The organism is Streptomyces sp. NPDC004610, from assembly GCF_040609715.1.
In the GTDB taxonomy this organism is placed as follows: Bacteria; Actinomycetota; Actinomycetes; order Streptomycetales; family Streptomycetaceae; genus Streptomyces.
On record NZ_JBEXLA010000031.1, the window covers coordinates 1 to 26,176 of the forward strand.

Genomic DNA, 26,176 nt, shown 5'->3' on the forward strand with positions numbered 1-26,176 from the left:
CAACCCGCTACGACAAGACCGCCGAGTCCTACCAGGCAGCCGTCACCCTCGCATCGCTCCTGATGTGGGCGTGACAATTGAAGACAACTCCTAGGGCGGCCCGCTGTCCCTACGGCACGCCCGCTCCCCGGGTGTCGATCGTCAGGGTCACCTCCACCAGCGCCTCGGGCCGGTACAGGCTCCGCACGCCGACGCAGGTGCCGGCGGGGGGCGCGCACCCGTGTTCCCGCAGGACGCCCAGGACCTGCCGGGACAGGTCCGGTGTCCTGCCGACCAGGTAGACGGTCTCGCTCAGGATCGCGTCCGGCGTGACACCGAGGTACTCCAGCACCGCCCCGATGTTGCGGGCGATGCCCTCGGTCTGCTCGATGGGGGTGCGGCCGACGATCTCCCCCGAGTGGTCGCGGTCGACCTGCCCGGCCAGGAACGCCAGGCCCGCCGGGTCCACCCGGATGAGCTGACTGATGCGCTGCGGGGCGGCGTAGAGGAAGGGCGGGTTGAGACGGGTGACGGTCATGCGCGGGCTCCCGGGAGGGTGCGGAGTGAGGACAGGGCGGTGAGGGCTTCGGCGGCGAGGGCGCCGGGGTCGGGTTCGGCGCTCGCCCAGTGGAGGAAGCCATCGGGGCGGACGAGTGCCGCGGTCACCTCGTTCCACTCCGGCCGGAGCGGGTCGGGGGCCAGCGTGTGCACCTCGATCGCGCGCTCGGCGGTGGCCTCGCGCAGGGCGGGCGGGGCCTCGGCGCGCAGCAGTAGCAGAGGGGACGCGCCGGTGAGCGCCGGGAACAGGGTGGTGTCCTTGAGCGGGACGTCCGGTGCCCGGGTTCCGCACAGCGGGTGGGCGCCCCAGGCGGGGTAGCGGACGGCGAACCCGGCGATCCGTTCGGCCAGGGCCCGCGAGAACGCCGGGACGCTGCCGATCAGTCCGTCCAGGAAGGTGCGCAGCGCCAGACCCTCCCGGTCGAACCGGCGCAGCGCGAACTGCGCCTTGGTGTCGCGCAGCAGGGCCACCCCCACCGGGTGCCGCTCGGCGTGATAGTCGTCCAGCGCCGAGTCGTCCGCGTATCCGGTCAGGACGTCCGCGAGGCGCCAGGCCAGATTGCCGGCGTCCTGGAGTCCGACGTTCATGCCCACGCCCCCGGACGGGGAGTGGATGTGCGCGGCGTCGCCCGCGAGCAGGATCCGCCCCTTGCGGTAGGTGGCCGCCAGCCGGGCGGAGTTGCCGAACGACGAGAACCAGACGGGATCGCGCATCCCGAAGTCCGTACCGGCGATCCGCCGCACCGCCTCCCGGAACATCGCGAAGGTCGGCTCGGGGACACCGGCGAGGGCGGGCGCTCCCGCGCCGACGACGATCCGGTGCAGGCCGCCCTTGTTGAGGGGGACGATGTTGATGCCGCCGTCCTCGGTGTACCGGCTCAGCGCGCCCCGCGCCGGGGGAGCGTCCAGCCTGACATCGGCCAGGGTGCCCAACCCCGGTGAGCGGGCCCCGTCGAACGCGATGCCCGCCGCCGCGCGGACGGTGCTGCGGGCGCCGTCCGCGCCGACGATGTAGCGGCACTCCAGGGTGTGGGCCGGTTCGAGCGGCCCCGCCGCGCCGGACCCCGGTGCCCGCACGGTCACCGTGACCGAGTCACCCCGGTCGGCGACCTCCGTCACCTCGTGTCCGCGCCGGATGTCGACGCCCAGGGCACGGGCCGCACGCTCCAGGAGGAGTTCTACGTCCTCCTGGGAGTACATGAGGGTGTAGGGGTAGGGGGTGTCCAGGACGCCGAGGTCCGTCCGGTTGACGAGCTGGGCGAAGTGCGCGCTGGTGATCGGGATGCCGTCGGCGGCGGGTTCCTCGATCAGAGCGCGCTGGGCGAGGAGTTCGAGCGTTCTCGGGTGAACGGTCAGTGCCTTCGAGTGGGGTGACACCTGGTCGAGGCGCTCGATCAGTGTCACGGACAGCCGGCGCCGGGCGAGTTCCCCGGCGGTCCACAGACCCACCGGCCCTCCTCCCACAACGATCACATCCCGCATATCAGGCTCCTTTCGCGGCTGGTGCCCCCACCTGGGTCCTCGCGCGCCCACCCACCCACCGAGCGCCTCGGGACCCACCCCGGAGACGGGGAATCACATCAAGGGGACTTGGTCATTGAACAAGTTTTTCCTATGCTGCGCCAGACCCGCACGCGTACCCGGTACGCGAGGCGGACCTTCACAAAGGGGTGACCAAGAGGTGAGCGCTCATGAAACAGCAGTTGAGGGCGGGTGCCGGGCGGACGGGGACAGTACGGGCCGACTTCAGCGCCGCACCCTGACCGTCCTGTCACTGGCCCAGGTCGTCGGCGGCATCGGCAGCGGCGCCGGACTCACCATGGCGTCCCTGCTGATCCGGGAGGTCAGCGGCTCGACCCGGTGGGCGGGGCTCGCCGTGGTGATGGTGACCCTGGGCGCCTCCGCCGTCTCCATCCCGCTGGCCCGGCTCGCCGGAGCCCGGGGGCGGCGCCCGTCCCTCGCGCTCGGCTGGGCCCTCGGCGCGGCCGGTGCCGCGTGCTCGGTGGCCGGTGCCATGACCGCCGTACTGCCGCTGCTCCTGCTGGGGCTGGGGCTGTTCGGGGCCAGCGTGGCGGCCAACCTCCAGAGCAGGTTCGCCGCCGTCGATCTGGCGCCGCCGCACCAGGTCGGCCGCAGCATGTCCCTGGTCACCTGGTCCACGGCGGCCGGTGCCGTCGCCGGGCCCAATGTCGCGGGCCCGGCGTCCGAGGTGGCGCGGGCCCTGTCGATCCCCGACGCGGCCGGCTCGATGGTGTTCTCGACGGTCGCCTTCGCCCTCGCGGGCCTGATCAACGCCGTCGCCCTGCGCCCTGACCCCCTGGTCGCGGCCGGCGGGACGAGGGCGCCGGGCCGCCGGAGATCGTCGCCCCGGATACGGCGGCGGATGGCGGTCCCCTCCCGCGTCGGACTCATCACCGTCTGCGCCGCACAGGGCACCACCGGCCTGGTCATGGCGGTCTCCCCGATCCAGATGCAGGACAACGGCTGGTCCTTCGGCACCATCGGCATGATCATGAGCATTCACTTCGCCGGTATGTACGGCCTCGCCCCGGTCATGGGCGTCCTCACCGACCGGATCGGCGCCGCGCGCACCGTCGTCGTCGGCCAGGCACTCGTGGCCGCGTCCCTCGCCGTGTCGGCGACCGCCGGTGCCGGGCTCCCCGCGTTCGTGCTCGGACTGCTGCTGCTCGGACTGGGCTGGTCGGCCACCTCGAACGCCGGATCGGCGCTCCTGGTGCGGGACGTGCCCGCGCCCGACCGGCCCGGCTTGCAGGGACTCGGTGACATGGCGATGACCTTCGCCAGCGCCGCCTTCGCGTTCCTGTCCGGCTTCCTGTTCGCGGCGTTCGGCTTCCCGACGGTGAACATCGCCGCCGGGGTACTGGTCGCCGTCGTGCTGGTGAGCCTGCCGGCGCTGCGCGCGGTGCGTGCGGCCGGGGCCGCCGGGGCGGTGACCTCGACGGGTACCACCCCGCCGTAGGATGCCGGGGTATCGCTCATGCCCCCGAGGAGGACCCGGTGCGCTGGACGCGCGACGACGTGGTGGCCGCCGCACTGACCCTGCTGGACAGGCAAGGTCTCGACGCGCTCTCCCTGCGTGGCGTCTCCCGTGAACTGGGCGCACACCTCAACTCGGTCAACTGGTACGTGAAGACCAAGCAGGGGCTGATCGATCTGATGGCCGAGGCGATCGTCGCGACCGTGAGCCTGGACGACCTGCCCGGCGATCCGCTCCCGAGGGTCGCCGAGATCACCCGCCGCTACCGCCGCGCTTTGCTCACGCACCGAGACGGCGGACGCCTGGTCGCCGGTACCTTCGCCGCGGAGGGCGGGACGCTCAGGGTGGCCGAGGCCCTCCTCGACGGCCTCCTCGCGGCCGACCGCAGCCCCGAGGAGGCGGCGCGCGGCTGCTGGGCGCTGGTCTACTTCACCCTCGGACTGACCCAGGAGGAGCAGAGCCGCCCCGCCACCCCCAGCGGGGCCGTCCCGGCGGCCATCGCCTCCGGCCGCTACCCCGCCACGGCGCGCATCGGGGCACGGCTGGTCGTCTCCGACTCCTTCGACGCGCGCTTCGAGTACGGGGTCGGCCGCCTTCTGGGGCTCGACGCGGTGGCTTCGGCGTAGGGATGCCGGTGGAGTGACGTTGGTGCAGTGACTTCGGCGTAGTGGCTCTGGCGTAGTGGCTTCGGTGCAGTGACTCCGGCGGAGTAGCCCTGTCGAAGTAACTCCGTCGAAGTAACCCGGCACGCGTCGACGGCCCGGAGTCACCCTCCCGGCCCTCGTATACGACTTCACCCCGCCGCCCCGCCCGACAACCCACCCCTCCCTGCCCCGCCGCAGGTCAGTGGCCTCGGTATGCCCTGAAGTCGGGTGCGGGCGAGGCGGTTTCGCCGCCGGTTCGCCGCCGGTCATGTCCCGGAAACACCCTCGCGCATCCCCTCGGCCGATGTCTTGACGGGTGACTGGGGGCGTGTTGATACTACCGAGAAAATTTGTTCATTGACCAAGTCTTGTTGGGTCTCTGATCAAGTGCACGACGTGAGAGGTGGTCATCACATGGCTGACGTCACGATTGTCGGAGCGGGCCCGGTCGGTCTCTGGGCCGCTGGGGAACTCGCCCGCCGCGGTATCGACGTCGTAGTGCTCGAAAAGCTCGCTCGCCCTTCGCCGCACTCGAAGGCACTCACCGTCCATCCACGCACCCTGGAGGTGTTCGGCCAGCGCGGCATCGTCGGCGAGGCCATCGACGCCGGCATCCGGCTGCCCAGCGGCCACTTCGCCAACCTGGACCAGCGGATGGACTTCCGCCCGCTCGACACCCCCTACCCGTTCACCCTGCTCTACCCCCAGGAGGACACCGAGATCCTGCTCGAACGCACGGCACGCGCCGCCGGAGCCGACATCCGCCGCGGGCACGAGGTCCGCGAGATCGAGGACCGGGGCGACCATGTCACCACCCAGGTCCACGGCGACGGCTCGACCTATGTCCTCGAATCGGCCTACGCGATCGGCGCCGACGGGGCCCGCAGCCTCGTACGGGCCGCCGCCGGGATCGCCTTCGAGGGCACCAGTTCCACCCACTGGGGCTTCCTCGGCGATGTCGTCCTCGACGACCCGCCCGGTGTCCCGGTCCTCAGTCACTCCGACGAACGCGGCGGCATCATGATGGTCCCGCTCCCCAAGGGCGGACTCCACCGCATCGTCGGCGGCTCCCCCCTCCTGCCCGAGAACAACGAGCTGACCTTCGAGCAGTTCAGGGCCGCCGTCATGGATGTCACCGGTACCGACTTCGGGATGCGCGACCCGGTCTGGCTGTCCCGCTACGGCGACGCCGCGAAGATCGCCGCCTCCTACCGCGCGGGCCGGATCTTCCTCGCGGGCGACGCCGCCCACATCCACCTCCCGGCCGGCGGCGTCGGCATGAACGTCGGCATCCAGGACGCCGCCAACCTCGCCTGGCGACTCGCCGACGTCATCCAGGGCCACGCCCCCGACGCCTCCCTCGACCAGTACGACGCCGAGCGCCGCCCGGTCGGCCTCGACCTGCTCCTCGCCACCCGCGCCCAGGCCGCGCTCAGGTCGTACACCACCGACGGACTCGCCCTGCGCGCACTGCTGGCCGAACTCATCGCCACCGTCCCCGAGTTCTCCCTCGCCCTCGCCGAACGCCTCTCCGGCTTCGCCGTCAGCTACGACACCCCGGGCCACCCGCTCGCCGGTTCCCGCGCCCCCGATCTGCCCCTGACCGGGGCCACGACGGGACTCTTCGACGCGCTGCACGAGGCCCGGCCGGTGGCCCTCGCCGTCCCCGGCGTCCTGGACGAGACCCTCACCGGGAAGCTGCGCGGCCACGACATCGCGGCACACACCCTCGCCCCCCAGGAACGCGCCGCCTGGGCCGATGTCACCGCGGCGCTCATCCGCCCCGACGGCTATGTCGCCTGGGCGGCGAGCGGGACGGACGCCTCCTCCCGCGTCGATGGCGAACTCCTGGACGCGGTGGCCGCGTTGCGGCCGGGGGGCAAGTAGCTGCGGCTGCGGCTGCGGCGGCGGGGTCGGTCGGTCGGTCCGTTCGCGGCGGGTGTCGGCGAGAACGGGGGTGACGAACTCCTGCGATGCCACGCCCCGGCGGCGACCCCGGGCTTCAGTCACCCCCTGGCAGTGACCCCGCACCTCAGTCACACCTCCGGCAGTGACCCCGCGCTCAAGTCAACCCCCGGCAGTGACCCCGCACCTCAGTCACACCCTGGCGGTGACTCCCCACCTCAGTCCCACCCCCGGCAATGACCCCGCACCTCAGTATGGGCCATCCCATCCCGCCCCACCCTCACCCCATCCCACCCCACCCTCACCCGAAAAGAGCGAGCATGACGATCCGTCGTCTGAACCCCGACACCCTCCACCGCATCCCCGACCGGATCACCCAGGTCGTGGTCAGCGGACCGTTCGCCTTCGTGTCCGGGCAGGTCGCCTGGGACGCCGACGGCAGCATCGTCGGCACCACCCACCGGGAGCAGACCGAGCAGATCAGCCGGAACCTCCAGCACATCCTCGATGAACTCGGCGTCGGCGCCGAGGCCGTCGTCAGCGAGACCATCTTCGTCGTGGGGCACACCCCGGAGCTGTCCGCCGTCATCGTGCCCACCCTGCGGGCCAATGGCGCTCCGCCGCCCGCGAGCACCTATATCGGCGTGGAGTCCCTCTACGCCCCCGAGGTCCTGGTCGAGGTGAACGCGGTGATCAGCCTGGACGGCTGACCGCACGCGGATCACCACTCACCAGATCCAGGTGTGGCGGCACCGCCGCCGCCACACCGGACGGTTCACCGAAGCGGGGGCAGTCACCGGCGCACGCACGCCTCGCCGGCCAGGGCGCGGCGAAGCACCGCCACTTGAGACACGGACGCCAGACGGCATGTCCCGGAAGGACTCGGCATGAGTAGCACAGGTGAGCGCATCGACTCCATGGAGGCGGAACCTCCCAGAAGTCAGCTCGTCCGCACGGCCACCGTCAGTATCAGCATCGTCATCCTCGCCTGGTTCGTCGACAACATCGACCGCGCGCTGGTCGCGTTCGCCCTCCCCTCCATCGGTGACGAGTTCTCCGCCAGCAACACCCAACTCGGCTGGGTCGTCAGCGGGTTCACCCTCAGTGTGGCCCTGATGAAGATCCCCGCCGGGCTGCTGGTGGACCGCTTCGGGCCACGGCGCCTGCTCACCTTCGAACTGGTCGCCTGGGCAGCCTTCATGTTTCTGATCGGCCTGACCAGCACCCTGTGGGCGCTGATCGGACTCCGTCTCGTCTTCGGGTTCGCGGCCGGTCTGATGGGTGTCTCCACCTACAAACTCGTCGGCGAGCGGATCATCCCGCGCTGGCGGACGGTGGGCTCCAGCTCCATCATGACCGCGAACCTGATCGCGATCTCACTGGTGCCCCTGGTCGTCGCCCCGCTGATGACCTCCCACTCCTGGCGCTCACTGTTCATGTGGGCCTCCGTGATCGGTCTGGTGGGCGCCGCCTACGTCTGGTTCTTCCTGCCGGCACCGCTCCCGCTCCGACTGCGCGAGGAGGTCAGGGCCGACAACGACGACGACCTCACCGCACGCCAGATCCTCCGGCTCCCGGCGGTGTGGCGCTTCGGGCTCCTCGCCGCCCTGATGAACCTGATCACCTTCGGGCTCTTCTTCTGGGGCCCCACCTATCTGATCCGGGAACGCGGTGTCGACGCCGCCTCCACCGGCTGGATGACCTCCGTCGCCTTCGGCGCGATGGGTGTCGCCGTGGTCTGCGGAAGCCTGCTGTTCGACCGGGTGTTCAGCGAACGCCCCCGGCTGCTCGCCACGCCTGCGCTGCTGCTGTCCAGCATCCTGATGGTGCCCATGATCTTCGCCGACACGGCCGGTGGGTTCGTGGTCTTCCAGACCCTCGCCCTTGTCTCCTCCGGCCTCGCCGATGTCACCGTCATCGGCACGATCATGCGGCGCGTACCGACCCGGGCCATCGGGGCGGTCATGGGTGTGCAGGGGATGGGCAGCTTCCTCGGCGGTTTCGTCTCTCCGCTGCTGATCGGCTTCATCTCCGACCAGATCTCGTTCACGGCCGCGTTCTCCGTGCTCATCTTCACCACCGCCCTCGCGGCCCTCGTCTTCCTCGCGGTGAAGCCGGACTTCCTGGCCCGGGGGCTGGAGAAGGCGGCGGTGGAGGAGAAGGCGGTGCACCAGGGCCAGTCGTAGACCGCTGCCGAGGCCGTGAGCGGTGAGGGCCGTGCGACGGTGGGGGCGTACGGAGGTGTACGAGGGGTGTACGGGGGCGTCGGTGAAGGGTGTCCGGGCCGGGCAGGACACCGGCCCGGTACGCCATACCCGTTCGGGTGGAATCGCCGGCGAGAAGACGATGCGCGCCCTGCCCATCTGGCCTAATGCGGAACAGGCCGCGGCCGTCGGAACCGGGGCACCTCCCGCCCCGACGGTCGCACGCCCTCGCTCAAGTCCCCAGCCCAAGCTGGAAGTTCCACATCCCCGGCCCAAGGGAGCCCACCCGTGCGTGTCCTCGTCACCGGCGCCACCGGATTCATCGGCAGCGCAGTCGTCCCCGAACTGCTGGCCGCCGGACACTCGGTCATCGGCCTCGCCCGCTCCGAGCGGGCGGCCGAGGCGGTCGCCGCCGCCGGGGCCGAACCGTACGCGGGTGAGCTGGAAGACCTGGACGGGCTGCGGCGCGCGGCGGACGCGGCTGACGGAGTCATCCACACCGCGTTCATCCATGACTTCGCCACCTACACCACCTCCGTCCAGATCGACCGGCGGGCCATCGAGGCGATGGGCGACGCCCTCGCGGGTTCGGACCGCCCCCTGGTGGTCGCCTCCGGCACGGCCGGTCCCGCGCTGGGCCGGATCGTCACGGAGGACGACATCGCCGTCCCGACCACGCCGGGCGCGCTCCGGGCCCCCTCCGAGCAGGGCGCGCTGGCGCTCGCCGAACGCGGGGTGCGCGTCTGCGTCGTCCGGCTGCCGCCCGCCGTGCACGGCCGGGGTGACCACGGCCTCGTCCCGGTACTGGTCGACATGGCCGTCCGCAAGGGGGTCGCCGCGTATCTCGACGACGGTGCCAACCGCTGGCCGGCCGTGCACCGCCTCGACGCGGCACGGCTGTTCCGGCTGGCCCTGGAGAAGGCCCCCGCGGGTGCGCGCCTGCACGGCGTGGACGAGGAGGGCGTGCCGTTCCGGGCCCTGGCGGAGGCCATCGCCAAGGGACTGGGCCTGCGGACGGCCTCCGTACCCCACGACACGGCCCATGACCACTTCGGCTGGCTCGGCGTCCTCGCCGGAATGGACGCCCCGGCGTCGAGCACCCACACCCGGGCACTGCTGGACTGGCACCCGGAGCGGCCGGGGCTGCTCGCGGATCTGAGGGAGGGGCACTACTTTCCGGATCCGGTGCATGCGGGCGGCGGGGGTGCGTGAGCGGGGGTGGGTCGCCTGAGCCGGGTGTCCGAGTCCTGGCAGGGGAGACGGAGTCGACCCGACCGGGGGCGGGCTAGGCTGGCTGCCCTGGCAACCCGCTGACCTCGACCGACTCGCAGCCCGTGAACCCCGGCGTCCCGAAGGAGCACTCGTGTCCGGTGATCTGCCCGCCGTGCCGCGCGAGGGTTCGCGTGGGCGGGGTCCCGCCCGCAACCGCACGGAACGCCGGGCGATGATGCTGGACGCGGCCGAGGTGGTCATCGTCGAGCAGGGCCTGGCGCAGACCCGCACCGCGGATGTCGCGCGGGCCGCCGGAGTCAGCAACGGCACGCTGCTGTACCAGTTCGGCACGCTGGACGCGCTGCTGGCCGAGGCGCTGGCCCGTGCGGAGCAGCGGTTCTGCGAACGGGCCCTGGCCGCCGCGGCCGAGGCCGGGGCGGACCCCCGGCGGCGGCTCGAACACCTGGTGGAGTGGCTCTTCGCCACCGACGCGGAAACCCGTCGGCTGTGGCGGCTGTGGCTGGAGACCTGGAGCGCCGCCCGCTGGAACCCGGGCATCGCCACTGCCCGGCAGACGCAGGACGCGCGCTGGCGGGGCATCCTCGCGGACATCGTCGCCGACCTGGGACTGAACGAGGAGCGGGCGACGGCGTTCACCGCGGGGTTCGCCGCGCTGGTGGACGGGCTCGCCGTGCAGGTCGTCCTGGAGGACAGCGCGGTGACCCCGGAGACCGCCCGCGAGCTGGCCCTCGTCTACGCCCGCGCCGACCTGGGGAACTGACCCGCTCACCGCCGTACAGGCACCCGCCGCCTCCCGCGCCGGTCCGTACGACGACCGATCCGCGCGCCGCCCTTCACCGGGTTCCCCGATCCCCCGTCCCACCACCCCGTCTCGCGCCTCGCCCCCACACCCCCCGTCCCCGGGCATTCCCTCAGCCGACCCGCGCTGCCATACTGCCATACTGTCCGAATGGTCAGTCAAAAATAATGAGGTGGCGGCAGTGGACCCGAGACACGCGATCCTTTTCGAGCCGGTGCGGATAGGACCGAAGACCCTCGCCAACCGCTTCTACCAGGTGCCCCACGCCTCCGGCTTCGCCACCGTCAGGCCCCGCACCCACGCGGCGTTCCGGGCGGTCAAGGCGGAGGGCGGCTGGGGCGGGGTGTGCACCGAGTACTCCCCGGTGTCCCCGGACGCCGACGAGACCCCGGTCGTCGGCGCCGAGTGCTGGCACCCCCGGGACATGCGCCTGCTCGGTTCCGTCGCCGAGGCGATCCACGCGCACGGCGCGCTGGCCGGCATCGAACTCTTCCACGGCGGGGCCGCGTCGGTGAACGGCTCCTCCCGGCTGCCCAGGGTGGCCCCCACCCAGGACCACACACCCACCGTCCACGCGAGCCGTCCGAAGGCCATGACGCTCGCCGACATCCACCGCATCCAGGACGACTTCGAGCGCGCGGCCCGCCGCGCCAGGGACGTCGGCTTCGACATCGTCTATGTGTACGGGGCGCACGACTACCTGATGACCCAGATGCTCTCCCGCACCCTGAACCGGCGTACCGACGGCTACGGCGGTGGCAGTCTGCGCGACCGGGCGCGATTCCAGCTGGAGACCCTGGAGCGGGTCCGCGCCGCGATCGGGGACGACTGCGCCGTGGCCGTCCGCACCCCGGTCGGCCCCGGCCGGGACCTGCCGGGCCTGGACGAGGAGGAACTGCTCGAATTCATCCGGCTCGCCGACCCGTACGTGGATCTCTTCGATGTCAATGTCGGCGGCTGGCCGGAGGATTCCGGGACCTCGCGCTACTACGGCGAGGGCAGTCAGTTGCCGTGGACCCGGCGGGTGCGTGAGGCAACGGCCAAGCCGGTCGTCGGCGTCGGCCGCTTCAGCAATCCGGATCTGATGGCCGACCTGGTCAGATCCGGTGACCTCGATCTGATCGGGGCGGCCCGGCCGGCCATCGCCGACCCCTTCCTCCCGGCGAAGATCCGCGAGGGCCGCTCCGACGACATCCGCGAATGCACCGGCAGCAATGTCTGCATCCTGCGCGAGGAGACCTTCCACCACGTCGGCTGCGTGCAGAACCCGACCGCGGGCGAGGAGTACCGCCGCGGCTGGCACCCCGAGTTGTTCACCCGCACCACCCAGCCGGAACGCCCGGTGCTGGTCGTCGGGGGCGGGCCCGCCGGAATGGAGTGCGCCGTCGTCCTCGGCCGGCGCGGCTTCGAGGCGGTGCACCTGGTCGAGGCGGCCGGTGAGCTGGGCGGCAAGCTGCGCTGGACCAGGAGGCTGCCGACGCTGGGGGACTGGGGCAGGATCGTCGACCACCGCCTCGTCCAGCTCGCCAAGCTGCCCGCCGTGACCACCGTCCTCAACCGGACCCTCGACGCCGACGCCGTCCTGGACTACGGCGCGGAACTGGTCGTCGTCACCACGGGCTCGGTCTGGGCCGCGGACGGGTTCCAGCCCGGCACGGGCCGGCCCCTCCAGGGCGCCGAGCTCGCGCTCACCCCCGAGCAGATCATGGCGGGCAGCCGCCCCGCGCCCGGCCGCGTGGTGGTCTATGACGGCGAGGGGTACTACACCGCTCCCGGCCTGGCCGAACTCCTCCGCGACGAAGGCTATGAGGTGCACCTGGTGACCCCGCTGGAGCAGGTGTCCCCCGTCTCCGACCTCGCGCTGGAGGGGCCGATGCTGCGTCAGCACCTGCACGACAAGGGGGTCGTGTTCCACACCGCAGTGGTGCTGCACGCCTTCGACGGCACCGCCGTCACCGGGCGGACCGGGTACGGCGACCCATGGACCCTCCCGGCCGACGGGCTGGTGCTCGCCACCGTCCAGCGCAGCGACGACGCGCTCTACCGGGAACTGCTGCGGCGCGAGGACGAGTGGGAGCGGAGCGGAGTGCGCGCCGTCTACGCGGCCGGGGACGTCCTCGCCCCCAGGATGCCCTCGGAGGCGGTCTTCGACGCCCATCGGCTGGCCCGCGAGATCGACGGCCCCGACCCGATGACCCCACTCCCGGTCCTGATCGAACGCCCCGGGGTGGAGGACTGAGCACCCCGGAGCCGACGATCGGACACCACCGGGAGAGGGGCGCGGGTGACGGGGCCGGACCCGCGCGACGGGCCGCAGGCAACCGGGCCGCAAGAGGGGCTCCGGGGCACCGGATCACCGCGGGCCCCCGTCTCCGTCCCCGCCCCTGTCCCTGGCATCGTCACTCGGTCCGCAGGGACTCCCATGCCTGGTAGGCGATCCACGCCGAGGACAGATCGCCCGTCGCGGCCAGATCGAGCCCGGTCTCCTCCGTGATCTGGCCCAGCCGGTACGCCAGTGTCTGCCGGTGGATGCCCAGTTCGGCCGCGGTCCCGGCCCAGGCGCGGTCGTTGCGCAGATAGGCGAAGAGGGTCTCCCGCAGCCTGGCCGCACGGGGACCGTCCTCGCACAGGCCGCCCAGCACCGAGGCCGTGATCTGCTCGGCCTCCCGGCGCGAGCGGGCCAGCACCGAGACCGTCGTACCCTCGAACTCCGCCCAGCCGGAGCCCGTACGCCCGTCCTCCGCCAGGGCCCGGCCTGCCTCCGCCGCGGCGTGGGGGACGTCGGCGGGGTGGGAGTAGACGGAGGAGACACCCGCGCGCCCGGCCACCGGTCGCACCAGGGAGCGGAAGTCGGCGAACGCGGCGGCGGGGACGAGTGCCAGATGGCCGGACCGGCCGGGGCCGACCGCCACGGGCAGCCGGTGCACGGCGGCCAGACGCGCGACCGCCGCCCCGTCCCCGGCCCCGACGGCGACCAGCCGGAACCCCTCGGTGAGCCGGTGCGGTCGCAGCACCTCCGCGAGCCCGGCCGGAACGGTGCCGCCGAGCAGGGCCGCCAAGGCCGCCGCCGACAGCTCGGACCGGCGGTCGGCGGCGTTGAGGACCCGGTCGACCGCCACCTCCATCACCTTCATCAGATGGACCAGCAGAAAGCTGTCCAGTTCCGCGCCGGGCAGCTCCCGGAGCCGCAGTTCCGCGTCGTGATGGCCGCGCAGGGGGTAGCGGCGTGCCGTCGGTGCCGCGCCGGGCGGCGGGCCGGAGGCCAGGAGGGTGGTGCCGGTGGCGGTGTCGGCCACGGTGATCCCGACGTCGAGCAGGGTCGCCAGGGCGTCGGTCAGCGCCGAGTCGTCGTCACCGGCGTGGGCGGCCAGGTGGTACAGCTTGCTGAGCCGCAGCACCTGATGCAGCTGACCGAAGGAGTTCGCCGCCGCCACATGCCGGGCGACGGCGGCGTACGGTGTGCGCGCCGCCGCCAGCAGGACCGGGAAGCCGCGCCGGTCGGCCTCGGCGAGCAGCGCCCCGGTCAGCGGCGGGGCGGGCGCGTGGTCGCCGATCATCAGCCCGGCCAGCCCGGCGTCGTCCAGCCGGGCCACCAGCGCCACCTGCCCCTCGGCATCGGCGGGCACGCACAGGCCGACCGTCATCAGCAGTTCGTGCGGCCCGAGCCAGGCGGCCGGATCCGCCATCTCGCAGCTGTGCGCCCACAGCACCTCGCGGCCCAGGCCGTCCCGGCCCGCGAGCACCGTGGTGCCCAGACCGGGGGCGGCGACGAGTTCGGCGACGGTGAGCGGACGCGGGGTCATGCCGCCGGATCATACCCAGGTACAGGGTCTGGGTATTTTCTGTATCAGAGTCCGATCGTGGGGGCCGGGTGACCCCTCCTACGGTGAGCGCGAACCACACAGGGACGGCCGCGCCGGCACGGCATCGGCAGACGCGTACGGGCGGCCGTACATAGGGGAGAAGAGGTCACCCAGTGCAGCGCATCGCAGTCGTCGGGGCCGGACTCGCCGGTCTCGCCGCGGCCCGGGAACTCGTCCGCAACGGAATAGACACCACCGTGCTGGAGGCACGCGACCGCGCGGGCGGCCGGGTGTGGTCCGGCACGGTCCGCGCCGAAGGCCATGACCAGGTCGTCGAACGGGGCGCGGAGTTCGTCCTCGACGGCTACACCGCCCTGCGTCGGCTGCTCGCCGAGACCGGGCTGGACCTGGTCGACACCGGCATGAGCTACTACGTCCGCGAACTCGGTGATCTACCGGCCTTCGGCACCGGCGATGTCGTGGCGGCCGGCCGGGAGGCCGTGCGCCGGGCCGGACAGCACCTCGGCGCTCCCTCCGCCGGGGAGGTCCTCACCCACCTCGCACTCGACCCCCGTCTGGTGGAGGCCGTGCGGGCCCGTGTCGAGATCTCCACGGCGGTCGGCGCGCACGAGGTGACCGCCCGCGCGCTGGAGCAGGTCGCGTCGTTCGTTCCCGGGCCGAGCTGGCGGGTGGCGGGCGGCAACCAGCGGCTGCCCGACGCACTGGCCGCACGGCTCGGGGCCGCGGTCCACTACAACACCCCCGTCGAGCGGGTGACCGACCTCGACGGGGGCGGAGCCGTGGTCGCGACGGCCACCGGCAGCCAGGAGTTCGACGCGGTGCTGGTCGCGCTGCCGCTGGCGCTGGTCCGCGGTGAGCACGCGATCACGCTCCCCGGCGACGCTCGGCGGGACGCGGCGCTCGCCGGGACCGTCCAGGGCCACGCGGCGAAACTGCACGTCCCGCTGCGGAAGCGACCGTCCACGAGCGCGGTGATGTCGGTGCGCGGCCGGTACTGGACCTGGACGGCACGGGACACGACGGGCACGGCTCCCCCCGTCCTCAACGGGTTCATGGGGTCGCGCCAGGCGATCGAGGCCGCGGGCCTGCACCTCGGCCCCGGCGCCTGGACGGCGGACGTACGGCGGCTCCGGCCGGACCTGGACATCGCGGAGGACGCCGATGCCCTCACCACCGTCTGGTCCCGGGACCCGTTCGCCCGGGGCGCCTACTCGGCACACGCCCCCACGTCCGGCGGCCCGTCGGAGCGGGCGCTGGAGGAACCCACCGGCAGCGTCTACTGGGCGGGGGAGTACACGGACCCGGACTTCACCGGTCTGATGGAAGGCGCGATCCGCAGCGGGGAACGGGCCGCCGCGCGGATTCTGCGGCGACTTGGTGACTGACCGGCGAGGGCTCTATGGCTGACGGCCGTCAGCTGACTGGCGACGGCCCACCACTGACGGCCTTCCGCTGACCGGCGACGGCCTTCCGCCGACTGGCGATGGCCGATCGCCGACCGGCGATAGCCGATCGCTGACCACCTACGCCTACCGCCGGGAGCCCCCAGGCAGAGGATTCCCGGCGGCAGCCGCCCGGCCGGGGTGGGGGAGCCGCGCCAGGACGGTCCTCGACGGTCGGCCGCCGTGCCGCTACGGGAGAAGTGGCCGGGTGAGGTCGGCGAGGTCGACCGGCCGTCCGAGAATCCGCTCGGCAGCCCGGTGCCCGGACAGCAGTGCCCCCTGCACCGTGGCGGGGTCGTCCGACCAGGTCGCCTCACCGGCGAGGTGGAGAACCCCGCCGACCGGTGTGGCGACCCGGTCGTGGTCCTCGGCCGAGCCGCCCACCGCGAGATAGGAGTACGCGCCGCGCGCGAAGGGGTCCTGGCACCAGCGGGTGACCCGGACGCCGAGCGGAGCCGGTACCCGGTCCCCGTAGAGTTCCCGCAGCGCGCTCAGTCCCGAGGCGGTGATCGCGGCGTCGTCCGCCGACTCCAGTTCGCGGGCCGCCGTGCCCCCGGCGAACGCCAGCAGGGTGGGGACACCGACGGTCGCGGAGACGTCGTACCAGGTGTGCCACGGTCCGTCGCTCCGCCCCAACTGCCGTACGACGTACACCCCTTCGTCCCAGAACCGGTGGGGGAAGTGGAGGAACACCTTGTCGAATGCGCCCATGCCGAGGGAGCCGATCGCGTCGGACACCGTGGCCGGCAGGGGCGGCGAGAAGAGGAGCCCACCCGCCTTGAGCACCCCGAGCGGGACGGTGACCACGGCGTGGTCCGCGCTGAAGCGGGCGGCTTTCTTCCAGGGCAGCGCCCGTCCACCCCGTCCACCCCGTTCACTCTGACCACCCCGCGTGCCCTGACCACCGTCCCCGCCCCGGTCCGCCCAGGACCCGTCGCCGGACCCCCCGTTGGACCGGTCGTCGGGACGGTCGTCGGACCGGTCTTCGGGACGGCGAAGGCGTGTCCGCGCCTCCACCCGTACCCCGTCCGCGCCCCAGGCCAGGACGCGGGCCCAGTGTCCGAGTCGTACGTCGACCCCGTCCGCGAAGACCCTGGCGAAGGCGTCGTACCCGCCGGGGAAGACGACCTCGGCGCCGGGGACGGGGGTGTCGCCCAGGAACTCCCGGTCCAGGTCGCCGACCTGGGCCCCGCACTCCTCCTCGGCCCGGTGCCGCAGATAGGCCCGCACTCGCTCCAGGCGTTCGGCGTCCCAGTCCTGGGCGGCGAGGGCCCGTTCGAGCACGGTGGCGTAGGAGGTGCCGGGGCCGGCCGTGGCGATCGCCCGGCGCAGCGCACGGTCCGCGGTCCGGACGTCGGCCGCCCAGGACGCCGCCTGCGGTGGGGTGAGCCGGGTGCCGGTGGTGTCGTAGAAGGCGGCCGGATGGCCGTCCGGCTGGGAGCTGCCGACGCTGAACTCCCTTGTTTCCAGGCCGAGTCGGGCGGCCAGGGCGGCCAGTGGGTTGCCGTCGACGCCGTGGATCCAGGACGCGCCCAGGTCCAGGGTCCGCCCCTCGGGGCCGACCTCGGTCCAGGTACGGCCCCCGGTCCGGTCCCTTGCCTCCAGCACCGTCACCCGCAGTCCGGCCGCGGTCAGCAGCCGTGCCGCCGTCAGTCCGGCGATCCCGGCGCCGATCACCACGGTGTCCAGGTGTCCGCTTGGCATGAGAACCGACCTTCGTCAAATTTGAATGAACATTCAGATGAATGTAGCAGCGGGTTAAGCTGTCCCGTCAAGAGCGGCGCGGGAGGACGGCAATGCCACGGGGTCGATTCGCGAAGCGCGCGGACGGGGCTGCCGCCAGGGACGGCCGGTCCGCCCCGGCGCCCGTCGCGGCCGACGGCACGGCGTCCGAGGGGAGTCGGGAGCGGATCCTGCGGGCCGCGGCCGAGGTGATCCGCGAACAGGGCTTCGCACAGACCCGGGTCGCGCAGATCGCCGAACGGGCCCAGGTCAGCGGCGGTACGGTCGTCTACCACTTCGAGACCCTCGACCGGCTGCTGGTCCAGGCCCTGCGGGACGTCGAGGACCGGTTCTACGCGGCGGCCGACGAGATCCTCCACGACGACGGCGCGGTCCGCGACCGGCTGCTGGCGCTCGCCGGAAGGGTCCTCTCGGCGGAGGGGGGCAACCCGCAACTGCGGGCCGTGTGGCTGGATTCCTGGGCGCACGCCGTACGCCACGAGGAGATCGCGGCGATGCGGGCGGCCCAGGACGACCGGTGGCGGGCGCTGGTCCTGCGGCTCGTCGGCGAACTCCCGCTGGAGCCGGACCGGGCCCGGCAGGTCGCGACCACATACGCCGCGCTGCTGGACGGACTGTCCGTGCAGGTCGCGCTGGATGACCCGGTGGTCGATCCGGCCATGGCGCACGGCGTGGTCGCGGCCTACCTCGACCGGGCGCTCCCGGCTTCGTCCGGCTGATTTCGTATCGTTCCCGGCGGGTTCCGGCGCCGGGTGACGCGCCGCCCGGACGTGACCGTGCGACGCAGGTGAGGGCATGCGCGACGGCTTTCCGCCACTGTGGGCGATGCGCCCCGGAGGGACGGGTGCGCCCGGGAGATTCCGACATTTCGGACGTTGACGTCATCGGTCTTCGCTCACACAATGACTGCCCTCACGAGGCATGATCTTGCAAACCCGGAGCGTTCGCCATGGCCAGAGCTCTGCCCAAAAACCCTTCCCTCCCCCTTCCCGAGACAAGGAAAGTACGCCTTCTTCCGCTGGTCGCACTCATTTTCTTCTGTGTGTCCGGCGGCGCCTACGGAATCGAGGAACTGTTCTCCACATCCGGCCCGGGAATGGGCATGATCCTGCTCCTGATAACCCCGCTGATCTATGCGATCCCGCATTCACTGGTCGTCGCCGAACTCGGCACTGCGATTCCGGAAGAGGGCGGCTACTATCACTGGGTCAAACGCGGGCTCGGCCGCTTCTGGGGATTCCAGCAGGGCATGCTTCAATGGATATGCAGCTTTGTCGACATGGCGCTCTATCCGGTGCTGTTCACCAGCTACCTCCAGAGCATCGTCGCCGATGTGGCACCGGGAAAGCATGTGCTCTTCACGGCCGGCCCCCTGGAATTCGACCTCAACTGGTTCATCTGTGTCGCGGTGATCGTCGTCTTCACCGGACTGAATCTGCTCGGCGCCGGCTGGGTCGGCGAATCCTCCGTACTCTTCGGAATTCTCTGCCTCACCCCGATGCTGATCCTCACCGTCATCGGCTTCGCGCATCTGGTCCAGACCGGAGCGAATCCGGTCGGCGAACTGACCAGCAGTCCCGAACAATCCGGGTGGGACGCGTTCGGCGACGGACTCTTCGTGGTCATGTGGGCCTATTGCGGCTGGGACGCGGTCAGCACCGTGGCCGGTGAAATGGAGAATCCCCGTAAACACCTTCCCCGCGCCCTCGCCATCTCCGTCACCCTCATCATGCTCAGCTATGTACTGCCCGCGCTGGCCGCGCTCAGCGTCGGCAAGGACGGCTCCGACGGCTGGGCGAACTGGGACGAGGGCTCCTTCTCCGATGTCGCGCTCAGCCTGGCCGGGCCCTGGCTCCAGTGGACGGTGACCGTCGGCGGGATGGTCGCCGCCGTGGCCCTGTTCTCCGCCCTGCTCGCCTCCAACAGCCGACTGCCCTACGCGCTCGCCCAGGACCGCTATCTGCCCGCGGTGTTCGCCCGCGAGAGCCCACGCCGCAAGATCCCGGTCGTCTCCATCATCGGCTCCTCGGTGGTCTACGCGATGTTCTGCATGAGCAGCTTCGCCGACCTGATCGTCTTCGACGTCTTCCTCACCAACCTGGGCATCCTGCTGGAGGTCGCGGCCCTCATCGCGCTGCGCATCCGCGAGCCGCACCTGCGCCGCCCCTTCCGCATCCCCGGCGGCTGGTTCTCGGTGGGCCTGGTGACGGTGTCCCTCCTGGGCATCAGTGTCTGGGCCACCTGGCAGCAGTATGTCTCGGAGGGCCGGCAGGCCGTGGTGTACTGCCTCGTCGTGGTCGGCGGCTCGTTCCTGCTCTACTTCCCGCTCGCCCGACGGGCCGACCGCCTCGCCCGCACCGCGGAGGCGCCCTTGGGGACGGCCTCGGAGACGGCCTCGGTCTGACCGGGTGACTGCGGAGACCGGTGACCGGTGGCCGGGCGTCGGCCGGCAGGCCCACCCGGGTACCGGCGCCCATCGTCCCTGCCCCGCCCGTGAATCCGGCCCGCCGGAACGCGAGCCGCCCACCGCCCGCAACCGGACGAATGGCCGTCCCGCCACGCTCCTTCCCCGCAGCGGTGAGGCACGACCCCTCCCCTCCCCGAAGAGGTGAGGCACGACCCCACCCCCCGCCTAAGCGGTGCGGCGCGACGCGCCGGGGAAAGGCCCTTCGCGGCGCGCGCCCCGGCCGCCCGGTCAACTCCGCGACGGCAGGGGCACAGGGCACATACAAGTCACCGACCGATCCGCCGCACGGACACCTCCTCGCCGTCCCAACGCGGCCACGCGAACCCGGCGGTGCCCGGCGATCCGTGCCACGCGAAACGCGCCCAGCTCTGCCGGAGGGTCCGGCCCAGGGCTTCTACGGTGGCCCAGTCGGTGGTGCCCAGGACCGGGCTCCCGGCCCACGCCTCCCGCGTCCCCAGCAGGAACGGCACCTCGATGCCGTGCACCGCGCCGAACCCCCCTTCCACCGGCGCCCAGCCGAACTCGTACACGAAGGCCGCTCCACCGGCGTCGAGGACCCGGCGGCCGATCTCGTGCGCGGGCTCGATGAACGTCGTACGGGACATCGCCGCGACGGCCTCCTCGGGCACCGGGGTCGGGGCGCCGACGACGAACGCGCCGCCCTCCCGGGAGGTGCAGCCGATGACGAGATCCGGCACGGGCGCCGACCGGAAGGTCCGCTCACGGGTCCCGGCGTCCGGGAACGGAGCCGTCAGCGCGGGCCGGAACGACACCGTCCCCGCCCGCGACGGCGATGCGGTGTTCCACCGCTCGGTCCTGGCCTGGGCGTCGAGGATCGCCCGGACCGGGAGGGTCCGCAGATCGCCCCCGGCCGCCTCGGCGAAGCGGGGCCCGGCCGCGAACGCCTCGTCACGGGTGGGGAGCCTGGACAGGGCCGGTGCGCTCTGCGCGATCACCCGGCGGATCAGCCGCCGGGCGCGCGGGACCGACAGCAGCGCGAGCGCCGAGGTCGCCCCGGCGGACTGGCCGAACAGGGTGACGTTCGCCGGATCACCGCCGAACGCGGCGATGTTGTCGCGCACCCACTCCAGCGCGAGGATCTGGTCGTACAGGCCGAGATTGCCGTCGCTGACGCCTTCGAGGGCCAGGAAACCCAGCGCGCCCAGCCGGTAGTTGACCGACACGACGACGACATCACCGTCGGCGGCGAGCCGCCCGCCGTCGTGCTGGGGGAGCGTGCCGCCACCGGTCAGATACCCGCCGCCGTGCACCCACACCATCACCGGCCGGTTCCCGGTGAGAGCCGGTGTGGTGATCGCCAGATACAGACAGTCCTCGGACTGCGGCGGCTCGTTCCGGTGCGGGCCGTAGACCGGTTCCAGACGGGAGGGCAGTTGCGGGCAGACCGGGCCCGGCCGGGTCGCGTCGACGGGGCCGCCGTGCCGGTCGGCGCGGACCGGCCGGGCGAACCGCTCGGCCGTTCCGTAGCGGATCCCGGGGAACCGCAGCAGCCGGTCCGTGCCACGGAGGCCGGTGACCGGGCCGGACTCTGGGCGGGCGAGAACGGATCCGGTGGGGGTGACTGTGCTCATGGTGGGGTTCCTTGTTGTGTGCGTGGGGGGGACTGGGGGTTCGGCCGGGCGGGGCCGCCCCGGCACTGGCAGCGGCGGAGGCGGCACCGGCACGGTCATGCGAGTGCGGCGCGCCGCCGCCCGGCCAGCAGCAGGACGGTCAGCCCCAGCACCGGCAGCGCCGTCAGCACGAGGAACACCGTCGACAGGCTCGCCACCCCGCCGAGGCCGCCCACCAGGGAGGCGCCGACGCTGGCACCGGTGAAGGACACCAGCGTCGCGATCCCGATGGCGACGCCACGATCGGCGGCGTCCACCGCCTCGCTGACGGCCGACATCATGGCGGGCTGGCCCATCGCGAACGACACGGTGGTCAGGGCGACGCCCACCGCCAGCACCGGAGCCGAGTCCATGGCGGCCCCGGCCGCGGCGACCAGCAGGGCCAGCATCGCGAGGGTGCAGGCGACGGTGATGGCGAGCCGGGCACCCAGCTTGGCGAGCGCCTTGCGGCAGAACGACGGCGCCACCAGTCCGACGACCGCCGCGGGCAGCATCAGCAGACCCGTCTCCAGCGGCGTCCAGCCCCAGCCCGCGGCCACACTGGGCACCCCGACGAGCAGCGCGAACCAACTCGCCGGGATGGCGGAGGCCGCGAACGCGCTGCGCAGCACGACCGGGTTGGTGACGACCGGGCGTGGCAGGAACCCCTGCGGCCGGGCCCGCACCCAGGCGACGACAGCGGGAGCGCCCGAGGCGAGGAGCACCGCGCCGATGACGCCCGTGACCGCACCCGACGACGGCGACTGCAACAGCAGGACGAGCCCGGACGCGGCGGTCGCCACGAGCAGGGCGCCGGTCCGGTCGATACGGTTGCCGGAACCGCCGGACGGCGCGAGCCGGGCCAGGCAGGGAAGGGCGAGCAGCCCGAGCGCGGGCATGGTCACCGCCAGCCGCCACCCCCCGAGATTCTCCAGCGCACCGCCGATGAGCGGGCCCAGCGCGCTGAATGTGGCACCCACCCCGGTCACCCGGCCCAGTGCCGCACCGCGCGCCGGACCCTCCCAGAGCGCCGAGAGCAGCGCGGTGGTCAGCACCGCGATGCTCGCCCCACCGAAGCCCTGCACGATCCGCGCGACGAGCAGCAGCGGGAACGACGGGGCCAGCGCGGCGGCGACCGCGCCGACCGACATCGTCACCACCCCGACGATCAGCGGCACCCGCAGCCCGTACGCGTCGGCCAGCCGTCCGTGCAGCGGGGTCGCCACGGCCAGCATCACCGTGTAGACGCTGATCGCCCAGGCGGCGCCGCTCGCGCTGATGTCGAACTCACCCGAGACCTGGGGCAGGCTCACCGCGAGGGCGGACGTACCGGTGGTGGCGAGTCCGTAGACGACTCCGAGAAGAGCGGGAATCCACCCGGGGGCCCGCCCGCCACGGGGCGTTTCCTCGTCGTCCCTATCGCCCTTCTCGCCCTTCTCGCCCTTCTCGGCCGTCTCGCCCTTCTCGTCTTTGTCGACGCTCACGCTCTGTTCTTGCTGATGCTCATGAGGTTCTCCGGTGGCTGTGGAGGGCGGGGGTGTCGACGCACGCCGCCACCCTCGGTAACTGAACATTCGTTCATTCATGGAGGGCGGCGTAGCGCCCCGTCCCGGCGGGTGCGGCCCGTGATCGGGTGGGATGTGACCGAGGTCATGGAGGGCGCCGAATCCGGCGTCACCGGTTAAAGTGCCTCGTGGCCGAGACATCGCAGCGAGCGCGCAATCCACGAGGGCAGGGCGACCGGCTCCGCCTGGAGATCCTGGAGGCAGCCGCACGCCTGCTGTCCGAACTGGGCGGCGAGGAAGGGCTGACGATCCGTGGCGTCGCCCGCGCCGCGGGCATCTCGCCCGGCGCCATCTACCAGCACTTCGCCGACAAGTCGGCACTGGTCAAGGGGCTGATCGGGTACGACTACGAGCAGATCTCGCAGGCCATGGACGCGGCCGACGAGTCATGCCCGCCGGACGCCGTGCTGGAGCGGGTGCGGGCCCAGGTGCGCACCTACTGTCAGTTCGTGGTGGACAACCCCGGTCACTACCGCCTGCTGATCAACCATCAGCCCCTGACGGCCCCGCGGAGCGGGCCGATGATCGACCTCGTCACCAAGGTGGCCACGGCCTTCGAGCGCTGCCAGCGGGCCGGCGTACGGCTGCGGTTGCCGGCGCGGCGAGCCGCGGTCCTGGTCTTCACGGCCGCCCATGGCCGGGTCGCGCTCTGGCACTCCTCCGGGGATCCGGTGGCCGCCGACGCCCTTTTCGACTTCGTCGATGAGGTGGTGTGGCTCGTCACCGAATGACCTCGGTGGTGTGGAGTGGCGTAGGTGGGGGTAGGCGGCACGCCGCGCTAGGTAACTGAACAAATGTATAGTCAACTGCGCTCGTGAACGAGCCCGCGGGTGAGGTCCCGGAACGTCAGGACGGGTAGCCCGATCGAAGTGATCGGGCTACCCGTGGTCCGTGTCGCATCACCGGCTGTCCGTCGTCCGGCAGCCGGTGACCAACCGGCTCAGCCTTCCGCTCGTCACCCCGCCTGGGGCCTGAGGGCCGCCATCCGGGCCTGGATCCGCGCGGGATAGACCTTGGTGACGACGGCCGGGACGACTAGCCCCACCCCATGGGCCAGACCCTGGAGCCAGCCCGAGGCGTCCGTCAGCTCGCACACGGTCAGCGCGACGAAGATGAAGGTGAACCCGCCCGCCCACACCGCGGTGATGACATTGTTGACGGCGATGAAGCCGGGGTGATTCCAGTACTCCTCCGGCGCCTGCCTGCGGGCGATCCCGAGGGTGAAGGGGCGATGGACGGCCAGGCTGAACCACGCGGTCCCGGCCAGCCAGACGAAGGACAGCGTGCCGTTGTACTCCGCGACCGCCGAGTCGGGGGAGATGAAGGCATAGGTCCCGATGACGGCGAAGTAGATGATGCTGCTGGCCTCCAGGACCAGGGCGTCGAGGGCCACCCCCCGGCGCCGGTCCTGAAGGAGCAGCAGCACCCCGGTGACGAAGCCTGCCACCGCGCCCCAGCGCCAGTCGGCGACCGCCGAGACGACGCCTGACGCGATCCAGGGGACGAACCCGCGGATGTATCCCATGTGATGCCGGTCCTCTCATTGTTGAGCTTCCGTCCCTGGCGGGCGGGAGGGCGAAAGCCACTGCGCTACTTCTGCTTCTGCTAGTGCTACTGCTAGTGCTCTGCTGCGGGTGTCAGCCGGTCTTGTCGGCGAGGAAGTCCGTGATGTGGCTCATGGTCTCCTCGGTGGACCAGGGCAGGACGTTCTCGGCGTCCTCGGAGCCGTCCGCGGCGGTCGCGGCCGGGCCGAAGGTCATGTCGCCGTGGCCCGCGCCGGTGAGCACCACGCGCTCGGCGTCCACACCCTCCTCGGTCAGGGAGTTGAAGAGGTTCAGCGTCTGGCTGGGGGAGACGAGCGGGTCGGCGCTGCCGTGCAGGAGCAGGAACGGCGCCGTGTCGGAGGTGATGTGGGTGGCGGGGTCGGCGGCGGCCACCTCGCTGGTGTACTCCTTGGTCGACTTGGTGGTACCGGCACCGTAGACCCACTGGGCGGCCGGGTTGCCCGCCTCGTAGTTGCTGTCCTTGGCGGCCTGGTCGTAGTCGTCCGCGATGCGGGAGAGGTTCGCGGGGCCGAACTCGTCGATGACGCCCTGGACATCGCTGCTCTGGTCGAGATGGTCGCCCGCGTCATAGGTGTCGTCGCCGTTGGTGACCCCGGTCATGGCGGCGAGGTAGCCGCCGGCCGACTGGCCCCAGACGAAGACATTGTCGGTGTCGATGTTGTAGGTGTCGGCGTTGGCCCGCAGATAGCGGATCGCGGACTTCACATCCGTCAGGGCGTCCGTGTAGGTGCCGCCGTCGACGGTGGTGCGGTACTGGATGCTGGCGACGACATAGCCCTGGTTGGTCACATAGGTGCGCTGGTCGAGGTTGCCGGTGCGCTCGGCGCGCTGCCAGCCACCGCCGGTGAGGTAGACGACCAGGGGCTTGGCCTCGGAGGTGTCCTTGGGTACCTGGATGTCGAGCTTCAGCTCGGTGCTGGTGCCGTCGGTGGTGGGGGTGGAGTAGGTGATGTCGTTCGTGGTGGTGACGGCCGAGGTGTCGCAGGTGATCGCGGGGCCCTGAGGGTCGATGACGGTGCTGGTGCTGTTGTCGGTCTCCTTGATGCTGGTGGCCTCGCCGAGGTCCATCGCGCCGCCCGCGGGCATGTCGGACGGCATGCCCTCCGGCATGTCACTGGGCATGCCCTCCGGCATGTCACCGCCCTGGGGCATGCTCATCTCCGCGGTCGGGCACGACGACGGGGACGCCGAGGAGGGCGCGGCGGCTGCCTCGTCCGAGGAGTCGTCGGAGGAGCAGGCGGTCAGCGCGAGCGCGGTCACCAGGGTGACGGCGATGAGGGCGGTGCCCCTCGCCCGGCGTCGCGCCGGGCGCCGGCGGCCGATCGTGGCGGGGTCGGTGGGGCTGGAGTGTTGGTGCAGCACGGATTCTCCCGTGGGGTCTCGCGGAATGGTGCGGTATACGGAGATCGGATCTCCGTTTCCATTTCCCTACTCTACATGAAACGGAGATAGCATCTCCGTTTCAGGGTGACGAGGCGCCGAGAGCAGGGAAGGGGAGGTGGTGGTGGGGGTGGGCGTGGGGGTGGGGGCGGGGGTGAGGAGCCGGGGTGGTCGGGCAATCGATGCGCCCGACCACCCCGAGGGGCGACGGCGAGGCCGTGCGGGCCCGTGCGAGGCCGTGCGAGCCCCTGCGGGCCCAT

General features: G+C 72.1%; 20 protein-coding genes. 12 read left to right on the forward strand and 8 right to left on the reverse strand.

What is annotated here, in order from left to right:
* Positions 1-109 precede the first annotated feature (109 nt).
* Both ABZX40_RS29480 and ABZX40_RS29485 read right to left on the reverse strand, forming a co-directional pair.
* Positions 110-517: a RidA family protein gene (locus ABZX40_RS29480; protein WP_355744735.1), complete on the reverse strand. Its 408-nt coding sequence runs from the start codon at positions 515-517 to the stop codon at positions 110-112.
* Entirely contained in the window at positions 514-2,019 is a 1,506-nt protein-coding gene (locus ABZX40_RS29485; protein WP_355744732.1) for an FAD-dependent oxidoreductase, read from the reverse strand. The genes ABZX40_RS29480 and ABZX40_RS29485 overlap by 4 nt, the downstream gene beginning before the upstream one ends.
* A gap of 199 nt (positions 2,020-2,218) precedes the next feature.
* Here ABZX40_RS29485 and ABZX40_RS29490 point away from each other — a divergent pair, with 199 nt between their 5' ends.
* The 8 genes from ABZX40_RS29490 (at position 2,219) to ABZX40_RS29525 (ending at position 12,559) form a co-directional block, all read left to right on the forward strand.
* Positions 2,219-3,517, forward strand: a complete 1,299-nt coding sequence (locus ABZX40_RS29490; protein WP_355744729.1) for an MFS transporter — start codon at positions 2,219-2,221, stop codon at positions 3,515-3,517.
* Between the two features lie 38 nt (positions 3,518-3,555).
* Complete coding sequence (locus ABZX40_RS29495; RefSeq protein WP_355744726.1) at positions 3,556-4,161, forward strand: TetR/AcrR family transcriptional regulator C-terminal domain-containing protein; 606 nt, start codon at positions 3,556-3,558, stop codon at positions 4,159-4,161.
* A gap of 432 nt (positions 4,162-4,593) precedes the next feature.
* On the forward strand, positions 4,594-6,066 hold the full coding sequence (locus ABZX40_RS29500) for an FAD-dependent oxidoreductase (RefSeq protein ID WP_355744723.1): 1,473 nt from the start codon (positions 4,594-4,596) through the stop codon (positions 6,064-6,066).
* A gap of 338 nt (positions 6,067-6,404) precedes the next feature.
* Positions 6,405-6,794, forward strand: a complete 390-nt coding sequence (locus ABZX40_RS29505; RefSeq protein ID WP_355744721.1) for a RidA family protein — start codon at positions 6,405-6,407, stop codon at positions 6,792-6,794.
* A 177-nt stretch (positions 6,795-6,971) separates the two neighbouring features.
* Positions 6,972-8,270, forward strand: coding sequence for an MFS transporter (locus ABZX40_RS29510; RefSeq protein WP_355744718.1), 1,299 nt, complete (start codon positions 6,972-6,974; stop codon positions 8,268-8,270).
* 306 nt (positions 8,271-8,576) lie between these two features.
* Complete coding sequence (locus ABZX40_RS29515; RefSeq protein WP_355744715.1) at positions 8,577-9,500, forward strand: SDR family oxidoreductase; 924 nt, start codon at positions 8,577-8,579, stop codon at positions 9,498-9,500.
* Between the two features lie 151 nt (positions 9,501-9,651).
* Positions 9,652-10,281, forward strand: coding sequence for a TetR/AcrR family transcriptional regulator (locus tag ABZX40_RS29520; protein WP_355744712.1), 630 nt, complete (start codon positions 9,652-9,654; stop codon positions 10,279-10,281).
* Positions 10,282-10,501: 220 nt separating this feature from the next.
* Positions 10,502-12,559 (forward strand): FAD-dependent oxidoreductase, encoded by a 2,058-nt coding sequence (locus ABZX40_RS29525; protein ID WP_355744710.1) that lies wholly within the window; start codon positions 10,502-10,504, stop codon positions 12,557-12,559.
* A gap of 160 nt (positions 12,560-12,719) precedes the next feature.
* Here the strand turns inward: ABZX40_RS29525 and ABZX40_RS29530 are convergent, their stop codons facing one another.
* Positions 12,720-14,123 (reverse strand): PucR family transcriptional regulator ligand-binding domain-containing protein, encoded by a 1,404-nt coding sequence (locus tag ABZX40_RS29530; RefSeq protein WP_355744707.1) that lies wholly within the window; start codon positions 14,121-14,123, stop codon positions 12,720-12,722.
* Positions 14,124-14,296: 173 nt separating this feature from the next.
* On the opposite strand from ABZX40_RS29530, the gene ABZX40_RS29535 reads away from it, so the two are divergent.
* Complete coding sequence (locus tag ABZX40_RS29535; protein ID WP_355744705.1) at positions 14,297-15,529, forward strand: NAD(P)/FAD-dependent oxidoreductase; 1,233 nt, start codon at positions 14,297-14,299, stop codon at positions 15,527-15,529.
* A gap of 246 nt (positions 15,530-15,775) precedes the next feature.
* Here ABZX40_RS29535 and ABZX40_RS29540 read toward each other — a convergent pair whose 3' ends face one another.
* The gene (locus ABZX40_RS29540; RefSeq protein ID WP_355744702.1) at positions 15,776-17,290 is read right to left on the reverse strand and encodes an NAD(P)/FAD-dependent oxidoreductase; all 1,515 of its coding nucleotides are present in this window, start codon (positions 17,288-17,290) and stop codon (positions 15,776-15,778) included.
* Positions 17,291-17,382: 92 nt separating this feature from the next.
* Between ABZX40_RS29540 and ABZX40_RS29545 the strand changes: the two genes are divergently transcribed.
* Both ABZX40_RS29545 and ABZX40_RS29550 read left to right on the forward strand, forming a co-directional pair.
* Positions 17,383-18,048: a TetR/AcrR family transcriptional regulator gene (locus ABZX40_RS29545; protein ID WP_355744699.1), complete on the forward strand. Its 666-nt coding sequence runs from the start codon at positions 17,383-17,385 to the stop codon at positions 18,046-18,048.
* Between the two features lie 230 nt (positions 18,049-18,278).
* Complete coding sequence (locus ABZX40_RS29550; protein ID WP_355744696.1) at positions 18,279-19,733, forward strand: APC family permease; 1,455 nt, start codon at positions 18,279-18,281, stop codon at positions 19,731-19,733.
* Between the two features lie 329 nt (positions 19,734-20,062).
* On the opposite strand, the gene ABZX40_RS29555 is transcribed toward ABZX40_RS29550, so the two are convergent.
* Together ABZX40_RS29555 and ABZX40_RS29560 are read right to left on the reverse strand one after the other, a co-directional pair.
* Complete coding sequence (locus ABZX40_RS29555; protein ID WP_355744694.1) at positions 20,063-21,388, reverse strand: carboxylesterase family protein; 1,326 nt, start codon at positions 21,386-21,388, stop codon at positions 20,063-20,065.
* A gap of 95 nt (positions 21,389-21,483) precedes the next feature.
* Complete coding sequence (locus ABZX40_RS29560; RefSeq protein WP_355744691.1) at positions 21,484-22,890, reverse strand: MFS transporter; 1,407 nt, start codon at positions 22,888-22,890, stop codon at positions 21,484-21,486.
* A 209-nt stretch (positions 22,891-23,099) separates the two neighbouring features.
* Here ABZX40_RS29560 and ABZX40_RS29565 point away from each other — a divergent pair, with 209 nt between their 5' ends.
* The gene (locus tag ABZX40_RS29565; protein ID WP_355744689.1) at positions 23,100-23,702 is read left to right on the forward strand and encodes a TetR/AcrR family transcriptional regulator; all 603 of its coding nucleotides are present in this window, start codon (positions 23,100-23,102) and stop codon (positions 23,700-23,702) included.
* Positions 23,703-23,926: 224 nt separating this feature from the next.
* Here ABZX40_RS29565 and ABZX40_RS29570 read toward each other — a convergent pair whose 3' ends face one another.
* Together ABZX40_RS29570 and ABZX40_RS29575 are read right to left on the reverse strand one after the other, a co-directional pair.
* Positions 23,927-24,496 carry a hypothetical protein gene (locus tag ABZX40_RS29570; RefSeq protein ID WP_355744687.1) on the reverse strand — a complete coding sequence of 190 codons (570 nt, stop codon included), beginning with the start codon at positions 24,494-24,496 and terminating at the stop codon, positions 23,927-23,929.
* A 112-nt stretch (positions 24,497-24,608) separates the two neighbouring features.
* Positions 24,609-25,898 carry an alpha/beta hydrolase gene (locus ABZX40_RS29575; RefSeq protein WP_355744685.1) on the reverse strand — a complete coding sequence of 430 codons (1,290 nt, stop codon included), beginning with the start codon at positions 25,896-25,898 and terminating at the stop codon, positions 24,609-24,611.
* Positions 25,899-26,176 lie beyond the last annotated feature (278 nt).

What these genes read in the sequence shown, in the direction of transcription:
- ABZX40_RS29570 (WP_355744687.1), bottom strand. Translation starts at nt 24,496, where the DNA reads ATGGGATACATCCGCGGGTTCGTCCCCTGGATCGCGTCAGGCGTCGTC.
- ABZX40_RS29485 (WP_355744732.1), bottom strand. Translation starts at nt 2,019, where the DNA reads ATGCGGGATGTGATCGTTGTGGGAGGAGGGCCGGTGGGTCTGTGGACC.
- ABZX40_RS29540 (WP_355744702.1), bottom strand. Translation starts at nt 17,290, where the DNA reads ATGCCAAGCGGACACCTGGACACCGTGGTGATCGGCGCCGGGATCGCC.
- ABZX40_RS29550 (WP_355744696.1), top strand. Translation starts at nt 18,279, where the DNA reads ATGGCCAGAGCTCTGCCCAAAAACCCTTCCCTCCCCCTTCCCGAGACA.
- ABZX40_RS29530 (WP_355744707.1), bottom strand. Translation starts at nt 14,123, where the DNA reads ATGACCCCGCGTCCGCTCACCGTCGCCGAACTCGTCGCCGCCCCCGGT.
- ABZX40_RS29480 (WP_355744735.1), bottom strand. Translation starts at nt 517, where the DNA reads ATGACCGTCACCCGTCTCAACCCGCCCTTCCTCTACGCCGCCCCGCAG.
- ABZX40_RS29505 (WP_355744721.1), top strand. Translation starts at nt 6,405, where the DNA reads ATGACGATCCGTCGTCTGAACCCCGACACCCTCCACCGCATCCCCGAC.
- ABZX40_RS29510 (WP_355744718.1), top strand. Translation starts at nt 6,972, where the DNA reads ATGAGTAGCACAGGTGAGCGCATCGACTCCATGGAGGCGGAACCTCCC.
- ABZX40_RS29545 (WP_355744699.1), top strand. Translation starts at nt 17,383, where the DNA reads ATGCCACGGGGTCGATTCGCGAAGCGCGCGGACGGGGCTGCCGCCAGG.
- ABZX40_RS29555 (WP_355744694.1), bottom strand. Translation starts at nt 21,388, where the DNA reads ATGAGCACAGTCACCCCCACCGGATCCGTTCTCGCCCGCCCAGAGTCC.
- ABZX40_RS29500 (WP_355744723.1), top strand. Translation starts at nt 4,594, where the DNA reads ATGGCTGACGTCACGATTGTCGGAGCGGGCCCGGTCGGTCTCTGGGCC.